This is a genomic window from Neorhizobium galegae bv. orientalis str. HAMBI 540, assembly GCF_000731315.1.
Lineage (GTDB): Bacteria > Pseudomonadota > Alphaproteobacteria > Rhizobiales > Rhizobiaceae > Neorhizobium > Neorhizobium galegae.
In genome coordinates this window covers 4,483,165-4,501,929 of record NZ_HG938353.1, presented here as the reverse complement: position 1 = coordinate 4,501,929, position 18,765 = coordinate 4,483,165, and the positions used below count along the sequence as shown (strand labels likewise).

Sequence of the window (18,765 nt, the reverse complement as noted above, 5' to 3'; positions counted from 1 at the left end):
TCCCGATTCGAGCCGGCGGCCACACCGCCGGCCGGGCGATATTCAAACTTCCGGGTGACCGATGGCGCGTGCGTTCCTGTTCGTTCTTGATTCCTTCGGCGTGGGCGGCGCCCCCGATGCGGACGAGTATGGCGATCTCGGCTCCAATACGCTCGGGCATATCGCGCAGTTCTGCGCCGCCGGCGTCGGCGACCGCGCGGGTCTGAGGGAAGGCCCGCTGCATCTGCCGAACATGTCGTCGCTCGGTCTTCTGGAAGTCGCAAAGCTCGCCAGCGGCGACTATCCCGTCGGCATGCCGATGCCAGAGCGGATCTTTGGCCTGCACGGCGCAGCCAACGAAATTTCCCGCGGCAAGGATACGCCGTCCGGCCATTGGGAAATCGCCGGCACACCCGTGATGTTCGATTGGGGTTATTTCCCGACCGAAGGCGAGGCCTTCTCTCCCGAACTGGTGGACGCCGTCTGCCGTGAAGGCGATATTTCGGGCGTTCTCGGCAATTGCCACGCATCCGGCACCGAAATCATCGCCCGGCTTGGGGAAGAGCATATCCGCACCGGAAAGCCTATCTGCTACACATCAACCGACTCCGTCTTCCAGATTGCCGCCCACGAAACCCATTTCGGCCTCGACCGGCTGCTCAAGCTCTGCGAAACCGTGCGGGTGCTGCTCGATCCGATGAATATCGGCCGGGTGATCGCCCGGCCTTTTGTCGGCGAAACGGCGACCACGTTCCAGCGCACCGGCAACCGCCGCGACTTCTCCGTGCCGCCGCCGGAGCCGACATTGCTCGACCGACTGATCCGGGGCGGCCGGTCGGTACATGCCATCGGCAAGATCGGCGACATCTTCGCACACCAGGGCGTTTCGCGCGTCATCAAGGCGGACGGCAATGCGGCGCTGATGGAGGCGACGCTTGCCGCGATGGACGAGGCGACCGTCGGCGATCTGGTCTTCACCAATTTCGTCGATTTCGACATGCTCTACGGCCATCGTCGTGATGTGCCGGGTTATGCCGCGGCGCTCGAAGCCTTCGACCGCGCCCTGCCGGACGTCCACCGGCGGCTGAAGCCCGGCGATCTCGTCATTCTCACCGCCGATCATGGCTGCGACCCGACCTGGCGCGGTACCGACCATACCCGTGAGCGGGTGCCGGTCATGGCGTTCGGACCAGGCATCCGCTCCCGCTCGATCGGGATCAGGTCAACCTACTCGGACATTGCCGAAACAATCGCCGCGCATCTCTCGATCCCGCTTGGGCCCAACGGATGGAGCTTTCTTTGACCAGACACCTCCTCAAGGCCGAGATCCACTGCCATATCGAGGGCGCCACGCCGCCGGCACTGGCAGCAACCCAGGCCAGGAAATATGGCGTCGATGCCAGCAAGGTGCTGCGCGACGGCGCTTATGTCTGGTCGGATTTCTCCGAATTCCTCGTCTGCTACGATGCTGTCGCCGCGCTCTTCAAAACGGCCGACGACTATGCGCTGCTGACGGAGACCTATCTTCTGGAACTTGCCGCCGCCAACACGATCTATAGCGAGATCATCGTCTCGCCCGATCACGGAGACCGGATCGGGCTCGGAGCGGACGCCTATCTCGCCGGCATCTGCGACGGCATCCATGCAGCTCGCGAAAAGACCGGCATCGAGGCGCGGATCATCGTCACGGGCGAGCGGCATTTCGGCCCGGACCGGGTGATCTCGGCCGCAGAATATGCAGCGCGTGCGAAAAACCCGCTGGTGACCGGCTTCAACATGGCCGGCGAGGAACGCATGGGCCGCGTCGCCGACTATGCCCGCGCCTTCGATATCGCCCGCGATGCCGGCCTTGGCCTGACCATCCATGCCGGCGAGGTCTGCGGTGCCTTCAGCGTCGCCGATGCGCTCGATCTGGTAAAGCCCTCGCGGATTGGCCATGGCGTTCGGGCGATCGAAGATCCGGCGCTGGTGGAACGGCTTGCCGAGCTCGGCACCGTGCTGGAAGTCTGCCCGGGCTCGAACATCGCACTGAAGGTGTTTCCGGACTTCGACAGCCACCCGCTGAAGCGCCTCAAGGCCGCCGGGGTGCGGGTCTGCATCAATTCCGACGACCCGCCGTTCTTCCACACCTCGCTCGCCCGCGAATACGAGATCGCGTCGGGGGTGATGGGGATCTCGGATGGCGAGATCGATGAGATGACGCGCACGGCGATCGAGGCTGCCTTCGTTGACGAAGCGACAAGGGCAAAGCTCATCGCCCGGTTCGACGCCCAGAGCGGGTCAGAGGCTGGGGATGAGGCGGCCATACGCGCCTGATGGGTTGCGGAACCGGCCTTTTTCCTGAAAGAAGAGACAGGCAAACAACAAGGGGAAGCTCATGGACGGCGTCACTGTCATCGATCATCCGCTGGTGCAGCACAAGCTGACGATCATGCGCAAGAAGGAAACCTCGACGGCGGGCTTCCGACGGCTGCTCCGGGAAATCTCGATGCTACTCTGCTACGAGGTAACCCGCGACCTCGAACTGACCATGGAAACGATCGAGACCCCGCTCGTCGAAATGCAGGCGCCGATCGTCGAAGGCAAGAAGCTGGTTTTTGCCTCGATCCTGCGCGCCGGCAACGGGCTTCTCGAAGGCATGCTTGAACTGGTGCCTTCGGCCCGCGTCGCGCATATCGGCGTCTACCGCGACCACGAGACGCTGCAGCCCGTCGAATATTACTTCAAGGCACCGGAAGACATTGCCGAGCGGCTGATCATCGTCGTCGATCCGATGCTGGCGACCGGCAATTCCTCGATCGCCGCCGTGGACAAGCTCAAGGAACGCGGCGCGCACAATATCCGCTTCCTTTGCCTGCTTGCAGCCCCCGAGGGCATCGCCAACTTCCGCGCGGCGCACCCGGACGTCAAGATCTACACGGCCTCGATCGACAGCCATCTCAATGAGAAGGGCTATATCGTGCCCGGCCTCGGTGACGCCGGCGACCGGATGTACGGCACCAAGTAAGTAATTTAGAATTCGCTTACCAAGCTTTTAAATGAACGGCCTGCGGAGATTTCGCGGGCCGTTTTCTTATGAATTGTCGGTTATGCAGGAAGCGGATATCCGGTTCATGCCGAGAGGGTTGTTCATGCTTCTGCGTACCGTCATTTTTGCAGCCGTTACGGCGCTGCTGGCGACACAGATCCCAGCGCTGATCCAGCGTGCCGATCATTCGCCGGAAGCAATGGCTGCGGTCGGAGCGCCGGCAAAGGCCACGCCTGTTTCGGTGACATCCGGCAGCGTGACCCTGGAAGCCGATGGCCGCGGACATTTCAACGGCACGTTCCGGATGAACGGCAAATCCGTCGACGGCCTCGTTGACACCGGTGCGTCGCTGGTGGCGATCAACGAAAGCACGGCGCGCAAGCTGGGCTATAGCGCAAACGGCCTGGATTTCCGCTACACGGTCAACACCGCCAATGGCGGAACCGAGGCGGCGCATGTGGTCCTCGACCGCATCGAAATCGGCGGCGTGCGCGTCAAGGACGTCGACACCTTCGTGCTGCGCGACAAGGCGCTTGCCGGCACGCTGATCGGCATGAGCTTTCTGAAAAAACTGAAATCCTTCCAGGTGGAAGGCGGCAACCTGAAGCTGATCCAGTGATCAGCCGATACGTTTCAAGATGACCGGCGCGGCGGCGACCGGAGCGTCTGAGATCGTATAGAAGCGGGCAATATCCTCGGCGATCCGCTCGGCATCCTCTTTTGTCCTGGCATGCACCATGGCGATCGGCTCGCCTTCCGAGACTTGGCGACCGAGCGGCAGCAATTCGCTGATGCCGACGCGATGGTCGATCGGATCCGCGGCCCGCTTGCGGCCTCCACCGAGTTCGACGACGGCCAGGCCGATGGCCCGGGTCTCGCAGGCGGCGAGATACCCATCGCGCGGCGCCGGTACGCGCAACCGCACCGGCGCGCGTTCAAGATAAGAATCGGGACGCTCGCAGAAATCCGCCGGACCGCCAAGTGCATGGACCATGCGGGCGAACCGCTCCATCGCTTCGCCGGAGCTCAGAGCCAGCCGGGCATTCTCCTCGGCCTCAGCCAGATTGCTGGCCACGCCTGCCTGGACCAGCATTTCCGCGGCCTCAGCCAAAGCGACGGCTTCGAGCCGCGTACCGGCCTTCAGGCCAGCCAAGAAATCGAGACAGTTGACGATTTCGAGCGCATTGCCCGCCGCGTCTGCCAGCGGCTGGTTCATATCGGTCAGAAGTGCTGCCGTCTTGACGCCCGCCCCATTCGCCACTTCGACCAGCGAGCGGGCCAACGCTTCTGCTTCCTCCGGGCTTTCCATGAAGGCGCCGTTGCCGACCTTGACGTCGAGCACGAGGCTGCCGAGACCGGCCGCGAGTTTCTTGGAAAGGATGGAGGCTGTAATCAGCGGCACGGATTCGACAGTGGCCGTCACGTCGCGGATACCGTAGAGCCGGCGGTCGGCGGGCGCGAGGTCGCTCGTCTGCCCGATAATGGCACAACCGACCTCGCGGACGACCTTGCGGAACAAAACCTCGTCCGGCATCACGTTGTAGCCTGGAATCGACTGCAGCTTGTCGAGCGTGCCGCCGGTGTGACCAAGGCCACGGCCGGAAATCATCGGGACCGCAAGGCCGCAGGCCGCCACGATCGGCGCGAGCATCAGCGAGACATTGTCGCCGACGCCGCCGGTCGAGTGCTTGTCCGCCACCGGCCGGTCAAGAGCGTCCCAGTTCAGGACAGTCCCGGAATCACGCATGGCGAGCGTCAGCGCCACCGTCTCATCGCGGGACATGCCCCGAAAGAAGACAGCCATGGCAAAGGCAGCCGCCTGGCCTTCGGAGATCTCCTCTTTTGTCAGGGCAGCAATGAAGGCTGCTATCTCATCGCCGGTGAGAACCTTTCCGTCGCGTTTGCGGCGGATGATTTCCTGCGGGATCATCGTGTCAGTAGCCGCTCGACGCGCGGACGGTGGTGCTGCCGCTCAGCACGCCGAGAATATCATCGAGCAGGCTCGATGCGCCGAAACGGAAGGTGGAGGGCATGATCCAGTTGGGGGCCATGATCGTTTCGGCAAGCCGGAAGTAGAGATCGGCGTCCGCAACCGTCGAGATCCCGCCGGCAGGCTTGAAGCCGACGCGCTTCTTCGAATCCCTGATCGCCTGCAGCATGATGTCCGCTGCTTCGAGCGTCGCGTTGACGGCGACCTTGCCGGTCGACGTCTTGATGAAATCGGCGCCGGCAGCGATCGCCAGTTCGGAGGCGCGGCGGATCAGAACGCTATCCTTCAGTTCGCCCGTCTCGAGGATCACCTTCAGGCAGGCGTTCGGGCAGGCGGCGCGTACGGCCTCGACTATTTCGGTCACCGCCGCCTCATCGCCGGCGAGTAGCTTGCGATAGGGAATGACCATGTCGATCTCGTCGGCACCGTCTTCGATCGCTTTGCGCGTCTCCCCGACGACGGTCGCGACATCCAGGTCGCCGGAAGGGAAATTCACGACAGTGGCGATGCGGACCGGATGTTCGGCCCCCAAGATCTGGCGCGCATGAGCGACGAAACGTGGCCAGATGCAGATCGCAGCCGTGTTGCCATAAGGCGTCTGGGCGCGCTGGCACAGTTTCTCGATCGCAGCGTAATCGCAATCGTCGCGCAGGTTCGTCAGGTCGAGAAGCGAGAGCGCAAAGGCTGCTGCCTCACGCGGGCTCAGGAGTTCCATGTCGAGTGCCTCCCCGGCTTGCTTACTGCGCCGCGCGCGTATCGGTCCGATAGTGACGCAGTAAATTCAAAGGCGACGCAGGTCCGGTCAAAATCTGCTCGATTTCTGGGTCATGCGGCTCGCCCATATTTATCGTTCAAACGATTAGATGCAAGCCACACCGGAGGGACACACACCCACACGGGAGTTATCCGTTTGAAATACATCGTGTAATCAGGCCAACATTTCTTTCAGAATGGCCGCAAGACGCTGCCCGCCGACGGGTGCCATGTCCTTGGTTTCCGCGTGGCTGAGCTCCGCACCGGTCATACCAGCGCCGAAATTTGTGATGACCGAGGCCGCCGCGACCTTGAGCCCGAAGTAGCGCGCGAGGATGACTTCCGGCACCGTCGACATGCCGACCGCATCGGCGCCAAGCGTACGCGCCAGGCGGATTTCCGCCGGCGTCTCGAAGCTCGGTCCGGAGAACCACATGTAGACACCGGAAAACAGCGGAATACCGCAACGGATCGCCGCATTGCGCATGTCGAGCGTGAGTTCTGGATCATAGGCGGTGGTCATACCGACAAATCGCCCATCGCCTTCTTCGCCGATCAGCGGGTTCATGCCGGAATAGTTGATGTGGTCGGAAATCTGCATCACCGAGCCAGGCGGCATATCTTCCCTCAAGGAACCCGCCGAATTCGTGAGGATCAGGGACTGGACGCCAAGGCCTTTCATCACCTCGATCGGAAAGCGCATCACCTTGGCGTCGCCATGCTCGTAATAATGCGCTCGCCCGGAAAGCATGATGACCGGCTCGGCTCCGAGATAACCCGCGACGATCTCGCCCGCATGGCCGGTCACGCCGCTCACCGGGAAACCCTCCAGCGCGCCATAAGGGACACGGACAGCCTCCGTCACCTGGTTCACCAGCGAACCGAGGCCGGAGCCGAGTACGATCGCGTGTCGCGGCACCAGGCCGTCCAGGCGGTCGACGAGCAGATCGATGACTTTCCTCATCTCCACCGCCTCAGCCGATCACGTCGGTTTCGAAAGCAAAAGGCAGGAGTTCCGCCATGGTAACGGTCTTCTGAACGCCGAGATCGTCGCAGAGATAAATGCGCGTATCGGAGGAGGCAAATTCCGCGATCTTCTGTCGGCAGCCGCCGCAGGGCGAGCAGAGCGCCAGCTTTTCGGCAAGCACTGCCAGTTCGACGATCTTCTTCCCCCCACCCATGATCATCGCGCCGATCGCCGTCGGCTCGGCGCACCACCCTTGGGGAAAGGAGATGTTCTCGATGTTGGCACCGAGATAGACATTGCCGTCATCGGCACGGAGCGCCACGCCCACCGGAAATTTCGAATAAGGGGCGTGAGCCTTGGCCATCGCGTCGCGGGCGGCTTCGAAAAGGTCATGAGACATCTATCAACGCTCCTTGGTATAAGGCACGCCGCCGGCCTTGGGCGGACGGGCGGTGCCGATGAACCCGGCCAGCAATACGCAGGTGAGGATATAGGGCAGCGCCTGGAAGATCTGTACCGGCACTTCGCCGATCAGCGGCAATGACTTGCCCTGCATGAAATTGGCGAAGGCATCGAGGAAACCGAAGAGCAGGCAGGCGAGCATGACCGGCACCGGTTTCCATTTGGCGAAGATCAGTGCTGCAAGCGCGATATAACCCTTGCCGGCCGACATGTTGTTGATGAATGCGGCCGACTGGGCAATCGACAGATAGGTGCCTGCGAAACCGCAAAGGAACCCGGCGACGATCAGAGACCGATAGCGCATCCAGGCAACCGAAATGCCGGCGGTATCGACCGCGCCCGGATTTTCGCCGACGGCACGCAGGCGCAGGCCGAAGCGGGTGCGATAAAGGACCCACCAGGAGATCGGCACCATCAGGAAGGCGATATAGGTGAGGATATTGTTGCCGGAGATGACGTTGGCATAAAGCGGGCCGATGATCGGGACGTCGCGCATCATGTCGGCGCCGGGCAGAATGATGGAGGAGAACCGGCCTTCGGGCGGTACCTGCCCCGTGCGCCCGCCCTGCCTGAACCAGGCCTGGCCGAGCACGATTGTCAGACCGGCGGCCACGAAATTCAGCGCCACCCCGGAAACGATCTGGTTGCCGCGATTGGTGATCGAGGCAAAGCCGTGCACGAAGGAAAACACGATCGATATGCCGATCCCGCCGAGCAGGCCAAGCCAGGCATTGCCGGTCCAGTAGGCGACGCAGGCGGCAGCAAACGCCGAGGCCAGCATCTTGCCTTCGAGACCGATATCGAAAATGCCGGCGCGCTCCGAAAACAGTCCGGCAAGCGCCGTGAACAGAAGCGGGATCGAAAGGCGGATCGCCGAACCGAGAATGCTGATGAAAATATCGAAATAATCCATGAGCCTATTTCCCGGTGAGCTGCTGGTAGAACCGGACGATAGCCGGGCGGAGCATATATTCCAGGGCTCCGGCAAACAGGATGACCATGCCCTGGATGACGACGATCATGTCACGGGTGATGCTCGGCATATCGAAGGAGAGTTCAGCGCCGCCCTGATAGAGGATGCCGAACAGCAGCGCCGCCAGGATGATGCCGGCCGGATGGTTGCGGCCCATCAGCGACACAGCGATGCCGACAAAGCCGGCGCCGCCGACGAATTCGATCTGCAGGCGGGCGGAAGCGCCCATGACCGGATTGAGCGCCATCATGCCGGCAAGGCCGCCGGAGATCAGCATGGTGATCATGACTATCTTCGAATAGCGGATGCCCGCATAACTCGCGGCCGTCGGGCTGATGCCGAGCGTGCGCATCTCGTAACCGAGCTTGGTGCGCCAGATCAGTACCCAGACCAGGAAGCACATGATCAACGCGATCAAGAAGGAGAAGTTGAGCGGTGCCGCGCCGAGCTTGCCGCCGAACATGGCGATCAGCCAGTCGAGCTTGGGGAGTTGGCCGCCGGGCAAGAAGGTGCGAGTTTCGGGCGCCATCTTGCCGGGAACGATCAGCACGCGCACCAGCATGTAGTTCATCAGCGACGAGACGATGAAGTTGAACATAATGGTGGTGATGACGATGTGGCTACCACGCTTGGCCTGCAGCCAGGCAGGGATAGCGGCGCAGGCTGCACCGAACAGGGCGGCGCCGATCACTGCAAACGGCATCGTTACATACCAGGGCACGTAGTGGTCCATGGCCAGCGCCACGAGCGCCGCACCCAGGCCGCCGAGATAGGCCTGACCCTCCGAGCCGATATTGAACAGGCCGGCATGGATCGCGACTGCCACCGACAGGCCGGTAAAGATGAAGCTCGTCGTATAAAACAGGGTGAAACCGATGCCTTCGCCGCGGCCGAGCGCGCCGATCAACAGCAATTGCAGCGCCTCGAACGGGCTTTCGCCGATCCCCCAGACGACCAGACCGGAAAAAAAGAAAGCCAGGATGAGGTTGAGCAGCGGGATGAGGCCGTAATTGATCCAGGCGGGAAGCGGAACGGATGCGGTGGTCATGCCCCTGCCCTCGTCCACGGTGCTGCCGCCGAAAGTCCGATCATTCCATGCTCCGGATGGGTCATTGCTGAAAGCGTCATGCGGCGATCCCGGCCATCATCAGGCCCAGCGTCTGTTCGCCCGCCTCGCCGGACTTCTCGCCGACGATCTTGCCCGCGAACATCACCAGGATACGGTCGGAGAGCGAACGGATCTCGTCCAGCTCCACCGAGACCAGCAGTACCGCCTTGCCAGCGTCGCGCATCTCGATAATCCGCTTGTGGATGAATTCGATGGCGCCGATATCGACGCCGCGGGTCGGCTGACCGATGAGCAGCATTTTCGGATCGCGCTCGATCTCGCGCGCCACGACGATCTTCTGCTGATTGCCGCCGGAAAAATTGGCGGTCCGCAGCCGCGGGTTCGGCGGGCGGATGTCGTATTTGCCGATCTTCTCCTCGGCATCCTTGCGCATCGCATCGAGATCCAGGAATGGGCCGCGGCCGTATCTGAGATCGCGGTGATAACCGAGGATCGAGTTTTCGTATTCCTCGAACTTCAGGACCAGACCCATATGGTGGCGGTCTTCCGGGATATGCGCGAGGCCGAGATCGCGCAGGCCTGCCGGGTCGACACCGGCGACGGGCTTACCATCGATGAAGATCTCGCCGGACGACGGCTTGCGGATGCCGGCGATGGCTTCGAGCAGTTCCGACTGGCCGTTGCCGGCGACGCCCGCTATGCCGACGATTTCGCCGGCGCGCACGTCGAAGGACACGTCGTCGACCATGGTGACGCCGCGGCTATCCTTGACCGTCAGGTTCCTGACCGACATCAGGACCCCTCCCGGATGGGCCGCTCCCTTTTCGACACGCAGCAGGACGCGGCGGCCGACCATCAGTTCGGCAAGTTCTTCGACGGTCGTTTCCGCGGTCTTGCGGGTCGCGACCATTTCCCCGCGGCGCATGACAGACACCGTATCGGTGATCGCCATGATCTCGCGCAGCTTGTGAGTGATGAGGATGATCGTCTTGCCCTGATCGCGCAGCACGCGCAGGACCTTGAACAGATGATCGGCCTCCGGCGGGGTCAACACCCCGGTCGGCTCATCGAGGATAAGGATGTCGGCGCCGCGATAGAGCGCCTTCAAAATTTCGACACGCTGCTGGCTGCCGACCGGCAGTTCCTCGATGACCGCATCCGGATCGACCTCGAGGCCGTAATCGTCCTCCAGCCGCTTCAGTTCCTTGCGGGCGCTCGCTACGCCCTTGGCAAGGAGCTGGCCGCCTTCGGCACCAAGCATGACGTTTTCAAGCACGGTGAAATTCTCGACCAGCATGAAGTGCTGATGCACCATGCCGATGCCCGCAGCGATCGCCGCCTGGCTATCCCGGATCGTCATCGGCTTTCCCGAAATGCGGATCTCGCCGTGGTCGGCCTGATAGAAGCCGTAGAGGATGGACATCAGGGTCGACTTACCGGCGCCGTTTTCCCCGATGATACCGTGGATCGAGCCTTTGGCGACTGTCAGATTGATGTTCTTGTTCGCGTGTACCGTACCGAACTTCTTGTCGATGCCGACAAGCTCGATCGCGGGCTCCTTCGGAGAATCGAAGCTCAATGGTCCGCCCTTCCGCCTGATATGCAAAAAGGGCGCATGGCGATTATCATCGCCCTGCGCCCCTCAAAACCGGCCTTACTTGTTGCAGGCCTTATCCGACATGTAGTCGTGCACCTTGATGGTGCCGGCGATGATGTCGGCCTTGGCCTTTTCGACGGCGGCCTTCATTTCGGGCGTAATCAGCGCCTTGTTGTTGTCGTCAAGCGCGTAGGCAACGCCATCTTCCTTGACGCCGAGAGCCTGGATGCCGGCCGTGAACTTGTCTTCCTTGGTGTCCTTGAAGGCATTGTAGACGGCGAGATCGACGCGCTTGACCATCGAAGTCAGAACCGAACCCGGATGCAGGTGGTTCTGGTTGGAATCGACGCCGATCGACAGCTTCTTGTTGTCGGCAGCAGTCTGCAGCACGCCGAGACCGGTCGCACCGGCAGCCGCGTAAACGACGTCGGCGCCCTGGTCGATCTGGTTCTTGGTGAGCTCACCGCCACGAACCGGATCGTTCCAGGCAGCACCGGTCGTGCCGGTCATGTTCTGGAAGACCTGCGCATCGGGCTTGGCCGCCTTGACGCCCTGGACATAACCACAGCCGAACTTGCGGATCAGCGGGATATCCATGCCGCCGACGAAGCCGACCTTGCCGGTCTTGGACGCCATGCCGGCGAGAAGGCCGACGAGGTAGGAACCTTCTTCCTCCTTATAGAGGATAGAGCGGACGTTCTTCAGGTTGACGACAGAGTCGACGATCGCGAACTTGGTGTCCGGGAACTCGGCCGCAACCTTCTCCATGGCCGAGGTCCAGGCGAACGATACGGCGACCACCGGGTTGAAGCCGCGGCTGGCGAAGTTGCGGATGGCCTGCTCGCCCTGGGTGTCGCTGGTCGGTTCGAAATCCCGGAAGTCGATCCCCGTTTCCTTCTTGAACCTTTCGGCGCCGACGGAAGCGGCTTCGTTGAAGGATTTGTCGAACTTGCCGCCCGTGCCGTAGACCAGCGCCGGCTTGATATCCGCGGCGAGCGCGGTTGCCGACATGGCCGCCATGGCAATGAGGCTTAAAAGGGTTTTCTTCATCGTGCAGCCCTGTTTTTTAGCTGTTAGGTCCTCCCGCAATCCCCGTTCCCCGGTGATGTCTGCGGCCACCTGCCCTTTTTCTTCAAGGGTCTGGCTTCGGTCACTCTTGCACGGGTTTCGGAAAAATTCACGAGATTTTTTTCAACTGGTAAAAAACAAAGAAGCTGCTGAAAACTTCGACAATCTTATCAAAAAACTGCTCAAACGTACGGCTTCGAGACTTAGTTCTGTCCATTCGTCGAGCGAGACCGGAGGCATCTGCATCATGCAACCCATGACGGCATCCAACTCCGCTTACGACACTATCCCCAGCAGTTCTCGTGAGCCGGCAGGATCAGCTTGGGCTTCAGGTGGAAAACCGCCCGGCAAACTGTGGCCGGCTGTATCCGGCCATCCAGAAGATCAACGCAATCCCCAGGAACACCGCGAATGCCGGCTGCGCCAGCACCGGGGCCACGAAAGGCCGCCAGATATCCTGGCCGAGATAGGTGGTCGCGGTGATCTCGGCGAGCGTCAAACTTTCCGGATCGAGATTGAGCCAGGCATTGCCAAGGCTGGTCAGCACCACCGACGAGGCGGACACGGACTGGATCGCATCCAGCGTGCCGGCCACGATCGCGGCAACCAACGCAAGCCCGCTGAGCAGATGGAAAACGAACCGTATGACTGCCATTGCGAACAAGCCCGCATCGTTGATCACGGCCGCGCCGCCTGCCGCGCGACGGCGTTTACGGCAGAAGAAATAGTCCGGGGCCTAAGGCTTGGCAACGCGGTCGACGGAGTTTTCCCGCCTACTGTCAAAAAACGTTCAGATTCGGGTTGATCCCGGGGAATTGATCGGTATATATCGCGGCCGTTCCAACGTTTTGCTTCTCAGACGACGCAAAGCAACCAAGGACAGGTGGCCGAGTGGTTTAAGGCGCACGCCTGGAACGCGTGTGTGCGTGAAAGCGTACCGTGGGTTCGAATCCCACCTTGTCCGCCATTGGCTTTTTAAATAGCTGCTTCTGTTTCATGTTTTGTCGGCCGCGAGGTGACGCCTCGATTGGCACGCTGCGGCGAAGTATCGTGTTTTGCGGTCATCGCCGTCATTCGCCGCAACGCCTGCCGATTTCCGGTATGGGTCTGATCAACGACGCGGTTGGCGGCGGCTCCGCGCTCCTGCGGCATGACCGAGAAGCGTTTTTGTTCCAGCCGGCATCGGTTGTATGTCCGCAGCCGCGTTTTCCGCCCGGAGGATAAAGCCGCAAGTCACTGAAGAAGAGTACGGCGGCGCTATGAAATTGACAAATATCAAGCTCCTTCAAATGGATGACAGGATCCGCCAAGGCGGCTGCCCGATTGCCCCTACTCTTCTCATTTGTCAATTTTTCAATAATAAGTTGAGTTAGAAATTCGTTATACAAAGATTTTACTCTTTTTGGTTACGTTTGTTCCAGACGACAACCAGATGATTTCGACTCCGAACTCATCCGGTCTTCGAGCGCTAAATCAGCTTCTGGATAATCCAATCATGCGCCGTTCGCTTCTCTGCATAACCCTCTTCTCAGTCGTGTCATTTCAAGGCGCGGCTGCTGGCAATCTCGCCGATTTCAAGCGACCTCTCGCAATTCCCTTCGACAAGGTGACGCCATATTCGTTGCAGTTGGCGACACTGGGGAAGATGTTGTTTTTCGATCCGCGCCTGTCGGGCGCGAAGAACATGAACTGCGCCAGCTGTCACAATCCCTCCTTCGGGTTCGAAGTGCCGGTCAAGACGCCGGTGGGTGCGGCCAATACGCATCTGGCCCGCCAGTCGCCAACTATTCTCAACGTGGCGTGGACCACCCCTTTGTTCTGGGACGGCCGCGCGCCAACGCTGGAAGCTCAAGCCGCAGGACCGATCACCGCAGCGGCGGAAATGAATGGCAAGCTCGACCAGATCGTCGCCGATCTGAGAGCCATTCCCGACTACAACAGTTGGTTCAAACAGATATTTCCGGACAAAGGCGCCACGAACGAGACGCTGCTGACGGCGATCGCAACGTATGAACGTACCGTTGTTTCCGCCTGGTCGCCGTTTGACCGCTGGGTGGACGGTGACGAAACCGCGGTCTCAGACAGCGCCAAGCGGGGCTTCGAACTGTTTACTGGCAAAGCAAACTGCGCCGTTTGTCACACCGGCTGGAATTTCACCGACAACAAGTTTCACGATACGGGCCTGCCTACAGACGACATAGGGCGCGCCAAATTCGAACCGAATAATCCCAAAGCCTTATATGCCTTCAAGACGCCGAGCCTGCGCAACACTCTCTATCGCGGTCCCTATATGCACGACGGCAGCCTGGCGACCATGGAGGACGTGATTGCTCACTATGAGAGCGGCGGGGTCAAAAGCGCGTCGCGCTCGGATAGCATTTCCCCATTTTTCATCACTGATCGCGAGCGGGAAGAGTTGATCGCTTTCCTGAAGACCTTGACCCCTGAACAGCAGGATTTGCTCCTGCCGACATTACCCAACTGAGTAGCACGCCATGGCACTGTCAGTCCGATTCCAAATCCTTCTACCCCTCGTCGTCTCCATCCTCGCGGGCCTCGGCGCTGCCGCTCTCGTTGGTTCCCAGGCGATCGATGGCCAGGCGCATATCGAGCGCGTCGTTCAGGACGCGATTGCCGCCAAGACGCTGGCTGCAAGGACCGCAACACAATTCGAGAACGTGTCGGGCGTGGTCACAAACCTCCTGGCGATGACGACATTCGTTTCGGTCGAAGAGGTCAAGAAACGGTTTGACGCGACAAATGGCGCTCTGGAGACGACGCTTACCGAGTTTAGCCGCAACTCTCTGTCGCCCGCAGTCTCCGGGAACGTCAAGAACCTCGGTGATCTGCACGCTGTGTGGCGCGGCAATGTACGTATTCTGCTCGGACTCGATCCGGCAACTGCAATTCCGACAGCCGAGCAACTTATGCGCTCGCGCACGGCCATCCTGGCAAAGATCCTCGACATCAACACGCTCGTGGACAAGACGGCATCCGACTCGGTTGCGTCCGCGGGGAAGGCGCTTGAGACCGAAATTCGCAATGAATTGACAACCGCCGCTGCACTCGCGCTCGTGGGCGTCATCATTCTGCTGTTTGTCGCCCAGCGAATTGCCGGCCCGATCGTGCGGATCACCGCGTCGATGAAGCTGCTTGCGGGCGGCGACATCGAGGTGGTCGTACCGAAGCGCCGGGGCGCCAAGGAAATTCGCGCCATGATCGATGCCCTGGCCGTGTTCCGTGAAAATGCGCGCATGCGCGATACATTGGAGCAGGAAGCGCGAACCCAGACCGCCAGCCTCGCCCATGTCTCGGCGGAAGCCCGGCTGCTGCAGAGCCAGGTGCGCGGCGTGGTCAACAAGGCGGCCGAGGGCGATTTCTCCGGTCGCGTCAGCGGACCGTTCGAGCGTCCCGAACATCACGAGCTTGCCCAGAGCCTCAATACTGTCATATCGAGCTTCGAAGGCGGGCTCAACGAAACCAGCCGCGTTCTGGATGCACTTGCGAACGCCGATCTGACGATCCGGTTCGAAGGTGTCCACAAAGGCGCATTTGCCGAACTGCAGAACAATGCGAACGCCGTGACGAGCCGCCTCTCGGAGGTCGTGTCGCGACTGGCTGCTGCTTGCGCGTCCGTCTCGGCATCCAGCGACGAAATTCTGCGCGGGACGACCGAGCTGAACGGGCGGTCCACGCGTCAGTCGTCGATGCTTCAGAACACGGCCGTCACGACAAACGCCGTTGCCGAAACCGTCGGCCAGAACTCCAAGCGGGCGGGCGAGGCCACCAGCGTGATTTCGGATACCAGCCACATGGCTGAAAACGGCAGCCAGGTCATGAGCGGCGCGGAAAACGCCATGGCGCAGATCACCGTCTCCTCCGGCAAGATTTCCGAGATCATCGGCGTCATCGAGGATGTCGCTTTCCAAACGAACCTGCTGGCGCTCAATGCAGGGGTGGAAGCCGCACGTGCAGGCGAAAGTGGCAGAGGGTTTGCGGTCGTCGCAACCGAGGTGCGCTCTCTCGCCCAGTCGACGGCCAATGCTTCCAACGAGGTGAAGGCACTCATTCAGAAAAGCCAGGCGGAGGTGAAGGCAGGTGCCGAACTGGTCCGCAAGGCAAGCGAGCAATTTTCCCAGATCGTCTCATCCATCGCATTCGTCTCTTCGCTTTCCAGCCAGATCACCAGCGAGAGCAACAATCAAAGTGCCAACCTTCGGCAGTTGTCGAGCGCCATGAAAGATCTCGATGAGCTCAATGCCCATAGCAACCGGCTCGTCGGCGATCTTTCGGCCTCCACCGAGCGGACAAGCCGGGAAATGGAGGCACTGGCCGAGATCGTCAATCTGTTCCGCATCGACAAGCGAGGGCAATCCCGCGCCAGATCCAATCAGGCTGCCTGAAGCGTTTGTTGCGGGGGGCACGGGCATTAGGGGACATGAACGCAGCTGTCAGCGTTCATTCATTTTCCGCAGTCTAACTTCATGGAAACCGCCAATCCAGCGGTCAATCTGAAGGAGGAGAAGATGAAGAAGTTCATTGCAGCCTGCATCATAGGACTTGGATGTCTCACCACGACTGCGGCCCCCACTCTCGCCGATAGTTTCAGCATAACGATTGGCGATCGGGGCTACCGGCCATCCGGGCACTATTATCGGCCGGGCTACCATCGCTACCACCGCCCCTACTACCGCCAGTATTCCAGGCACCATTACCGGCCTTACTGCAGGGTCCGGAGCGTCCAGTACCGCCATCACGGGCGTTGGGTCACCAGGACCACACGCGTCTGCCGGTAAATCGATTTCGACGACCAGGCCCCGACATGGCTGACGGGGTCGTTTGGGGCGCGGCACGCGCTTCGCATTATTGCGAGGTCGAAAAACTGACTTGCTGCCAACGATGCAGCTTCGGATCGAAAGCGACCACGAGCTGGAAATCCTTGCGGTCCAGGCCTTTGTCGGTGTTGATATCGGCATAACCGGCAATCGAGAACCGGCAATCGGCGATCCAGCGGAAATCGCTCCAGGCGACGTCGACCACATCCGGACGTTCTTCGACGAGCTGGCGGGACTTCTCGAATGCGAGGCTTCCCGGGCAGGTTTCGTCTTCGCTCGGCTCGCCCATGGCCATAAGAAACGCCAGGCAGGCGATCGGCACGACGAAGGCGACGCTCTTTACGACATTCGCTCCCATGACGGCTCTCCCAAGCTTCGAACCCGAAGCAGCCGAACCCAAGAACAGTGCCTTACCATCTGGGACAAGGCCTGATCGTGATGCAAATGATAGCATCAATTCGGCTGGCCCGCCAAGCTTTGCGGAAAGGGCTTATGGCGCTACACCGCCGATTTGGGGTATTGCCAATTTCAACTTTATTTTCATAGGAAATGAACTAGGACGATCGTGCCTGGAGTCTCCTTGATGGATATCGCATGAAATTCGGAACAAGCGGCCTTCGGGGCCTCGTGAGTGATCTGGAGGGCCGAGCTTCATCCCTCTACACCCAGGCCTTTGCCCGGCATCTCCTGGAAACGGGCGCTGCCCGGCTGGGTGATACAGTGTTGGTCGGCCGCGATTTTCGTCCGTCGAGCCCCGACATTGCCGCCACCTGCATCGGGGCACTCAGCCAAGCCGGCCTTTCGCCCATAGACTGCGGTGCCATCCCGACGCCAGCGCTGGCGCTCTACGGACTTCATCTCAAGGCCGCATCGCTGATGATCACCGGCTCGCACATCCCCGCGGACCGCAACGGCATCAAGTTCTACCGGCCCGACGGCGAGATCGACAAACAGGACGAAATGCGGATCACGGCGATCGCCGCCGAACTGGACAGGAGCGAGATCGATGCGACGCGTAGCGAAGCGCCTGATCATTCCGTGCAAGCCGAGACGTTGTTCCTTGCCCGCAATGCGGCAATGTTGCCGCAAGGCGCGCTCGCCGGCCTCAAGGTCGGCGTCTATCAGCATTCGACGGTTGCCCGCGATCTTATGGTCCGGGTTCTTGAAGGTTATGGCGCACACGTGGTGCCGCTCGGCCGTTCGGTAGATTTCATTCCGGTCGACACGGAAGCAGTCTCGGCCGAGACGATCGGCCTCCTCAAGGGCTGGGCGCGCGAACACCGGCTTGACGCAATCGTCTCCGCCGATGGCGATGGCGACCGGCCACTGGTTTCCGACGAAACGGGGGAGCCATTGCGCGGCGACCTTTTGGGCCTGATCGCGGCAAAGTTCCTGAAAGCTCAGATCGTCGTGACGCCGGTCACTTCCAATTCGGGCATCGAGGCCGCCGGGGATTTCGAGGTCGTCCGCACCAAGGTCGGATCGCCTTTCGTGATCGCAGGAATGCTCGCAGCAGTCGAAGCCGGCAAAACGGGCGTCATGGGTTTCGAGGCGAATGGCGGGCTTTTGACCGCCTCACCGTTCGAAGCCGGTGCCGCCACGCTTTTAGCGCTTCCCACCCGCGACAGTTTCCTGCCGGTTCTGGCGACGCTTGTCCTCGCTGCCCGTGAAAAGAAGCCCCTGTCGCAAATCGTCGCCGGTTTCCGCCTGCCGTTTGCGGCGGCCGACCGGCTGGAGAATTTCCCGGTCGAGACCAGCGCCGCGCTGATGTCCTATCTCAGGCAATCCGACGACAATCTTGCAGCCTTTCTCGCGCCGATTTCGACAGTCGCCGCCAAAAGCGATATCGATGGCCTGCGGGTGACGCTTGAGGACCGGCGGATCGTGCATTTCCGGCCATCGGGCAACGCACCGGAAATGCGCTGTTACGTCGAGGCCGGGACGGAAGACGAGGCGAAGGCCCTGTTGCATGAGGGGCTGAACCTCATCCGGGCCTGGGCCGCAAAGCTTGAACGATAATTAGGCGAGAACTGCCGGAGATATT

18 protein-coding genes and 1 tRNA gene are annotated in these 18,765 nt (G+C 61.0%); 9 read left to right on the top strand and 10 right to left on the bottom strand.

Translation table 11 applies throughout. The annotated features are described in order from the left end of the window. Positions 1-61 precede the first annotated feature (61 nt). The 4 genes from RG540_RS21670 to RG540_RS21655 all read left to right on the top strand — a co-directional run bounded on the left by RG540_RS21670 (position 62) and on the right by RG540_RS21655 (position 3,626). On the top strand, positions 62-1,282 hold the full coding sequence (locus RG540_RS21670) for a phosphopentomutase (protein ID WP_038592347.1): 1,221 nt from the start codon (positions 62-64) through the stop codon (positions 1,280-1,282). Further along, positions 1,279-2,295 (top strand): adenosine deaminase, encoded by a 1,017-nt coding sequence (locus RG540_RS21665; protein WP_038592345.1) that lies wholly within the window; start codon positions 1,279-1,281, stop codon positions 2,293-2,295. The genes RG540_RS21670 and RG540_RS21665 overlap by 4 nt, the downstream gene beginning before the upstream one ends. Before the next feature lie 61 nt (positions 2,296-2,356). After that, entirely contained in the window at positions 2,357-2,986 is a 630-nt protein-coding gene (upp, locus tag RG540_RS21660) for a uracil phosphoribosyltransferase (RefSeq protein ID WP_038592343.1), read from the top strand. Positions 2,987-3,110: 124 nt separating this feature from the next. After that, entirely contained in the window at positions 3,111-3,626 is a 516-nt protein-coding gene (locus tag RG540_RS21655) for a TIGR02281 family clan AA aspartic protease (RefSeq protein ID WP_080725050.1), read from the top strand. Here RG540_RS21655 and deoA read toward each other — a convergent pair whose 3' ends face one another. The 9 genes from deoA to RG540_RS21610 form a co-directional block, all read right to left on the bottom strand. Next, a complete protein-coding gene (deoA, locus tag RG540_RS21650; RefSeq protein ID WP_038592341.1) occupies positions 3,627-4,937 on the bottom strand; it encodes a thymidine phosphorylase in 1,311 nt (436 codons plus the stop codon). A 4-nt stretch (positions 4,938-4,941) separates the two neighbouring features. Next, positions 4,942-5,712 carry a deoxyribose-phosphate aldolase gene (gene deoC, locus RG540_RS21645; protein WP_038592339.1) on the bottom strand — a complete coding sequence of 257 codons (771 nt, stop codon included), beginning with the start codon at positions 5,710-5,712 and terminating at the stop codon, positions 4,942-4,944. Positions 5,713-5,925: 213 nt separating this feature from the next. Further along, positions 5,926-6,714 carry a purine-nucleoside phosphorylase gene (locus tag RG540_RS21640; protein WP_038592337.1) on the bottom strand — a complete coding sequence of 263 codons (789 nt, stop codon included), beginning with the start codon at positions 6,712-6,714 and terminating at the stop codon, positions 5,926-5,928. Between the two features lie 10 nt (positions 6,715-6,724). Then, complete coding sequence (locus tag RG540_RS21635; protein WP_038592334.1) at positions 6,725-7,117, bottom strand: cytidine deaminase; 393 nt, start codon at positions 7,115-7,117, stop codon at positions 6,725-6,727. A gap of 3 nt (positions 7,118-7,120) precedes the next feature. Then, positions 7,121-8,092 carry an ABC transporter permease gene (locus RG540_RS21630; RefSeq protein WP_038592331.1) on the bottom strand — a complete coding sequence of 324 codons (972 nt, stop codon included), beginning with the start codon at positions 8,090-8,092 and terminating at the stop codon, positions 7,121-7,123. A 4-nt stretch (positions 8,093-8,096) separates the two neighbouring features. Beyond that, positions 8,097-9,200, bottom strand: coding sequence for an ABC transporter permease (locus tag RG540_RS21625; protein ID WP_038592328.1), 1,104 nt, complete (start codon positions 9,198-9,200; stop codon positions 8,097-8,099). A 76-nt stretch (positions 9,201-9,276) separates the two neighbouring features. Beyond that, positions 9,277-10,800, bottom strand: coding sequence for an ABC transporter ATP-binding protein (locus RG540_RS21620; RefSeq protein WP_038592326.1), 1,524 nt, complete (start codon positions 10,798-10,800; stop codon positions 9,277-9,279). A gap of 75 nt (positions 10,801-10,875) precedes the next feature. Beyond that, positions 10,876-11,868, bottom strand: coding sequence for a BMP family lipoprotein (locus RG540_RS21615; protein WP_038592324.1), 993 nt, complete (start codon positions 11,866-11,868; stop codon positions 10,876-10,878). Positions 11,869-12,214: 346 nt separating this feature from the next. Continuing rightward, entirely contained in the window at positions 12,215-12,568 is a 354-nt protein-coding gene (locus tag RG540_RS21610) for a hypothetical protein (RefSeq protein ID WP_244446595.1), read from the bottom strand. 195 nt (positions 12,569-12,763) lie between these two features. Here RG540_RS21610 and RG540_RS21605 point away from each other — a divergent pair. The 4 genes from RG540_RS21605 (at position 12,764) to RG540_RS32425 (ending at position 16,682) form a co-directional block, all read left to right on the top strand. Continuing rightward, positions 12,764-12,853, top strand: a tRNA-Ser gene (locus RG540_RS21605). Between the two features lie 528 nt (positions 12,854-13,381). Then, on the top strand, positions 13,382-14,371 hold the full coding sequence (locus RG540_RS21595) for a cytochrome-c peroxidase (protein ID WP_038592320.1): 990 nt from the start codon (positions 13,382-13,384) through the stop codon (positions 14,369-14,371). A gap of 10 nt (positions 14,372-14,381) precedes the next feature. Further along, complete coding sequence (locus RG540_RS21590) at positions 14,382-16,289, top strand: methyl-accepting chemotaxis protein (RefSeq protein WP_038592317.1); 1,908 nt, start codon at positions 14,382-14,384, stop codon at positions 16,287-16,289. A 123-nt stretch (positions 16,290-16,412) separates the two neighbouring features. Beyond that, positions 16,413-16,682 (top strand): hypothetical protein, encoded by a 270-nt coding sequence (locus RG540_RS32425; RefSeq protein ID WP_151045787.1) that lies wholly within the window; start codon positions 16,413-16,415, stop codon positions 16,680-16,682. 67 nt (positions 16,683-16,749) lie between these two features. On the opposite strand, the gene RG540_RS21585 is transcribed toward RG540_RS32425, so the two are convergent. Further along, positions 16,750-17,079 carry a hypothetical protein gene (locus tag RG540_RS21585; RefSeq protein ID WP_038592314.1) on the bottom strand — a complete coding sequence of 110 codons (330 nt, stop codon included), beginning with the start codon at positions 17,077-17,079 and terminating at the stop codon, positions 16,750-16,752. Positions 17,080-17,315: 236 nt separating this feature from the next. On the opposite strand from RG540_RS21585, the gene RG540_RS21580 reads away from it, so the two are divergent. After that, the gene (locus tag RG540_RS21580; protein ID WP_038592311.1) at positions 17,316-18,740 is read left to right on the top strand and encodes a phosphomannomutase; all 1,425 of its coding nucleotides are present in this window, start codon (positions 17,316-17,318) and stop codon (positions 18,738-18,740) included. Positions 18,741-18,765 lie beyond the last annotated feature (25 nt).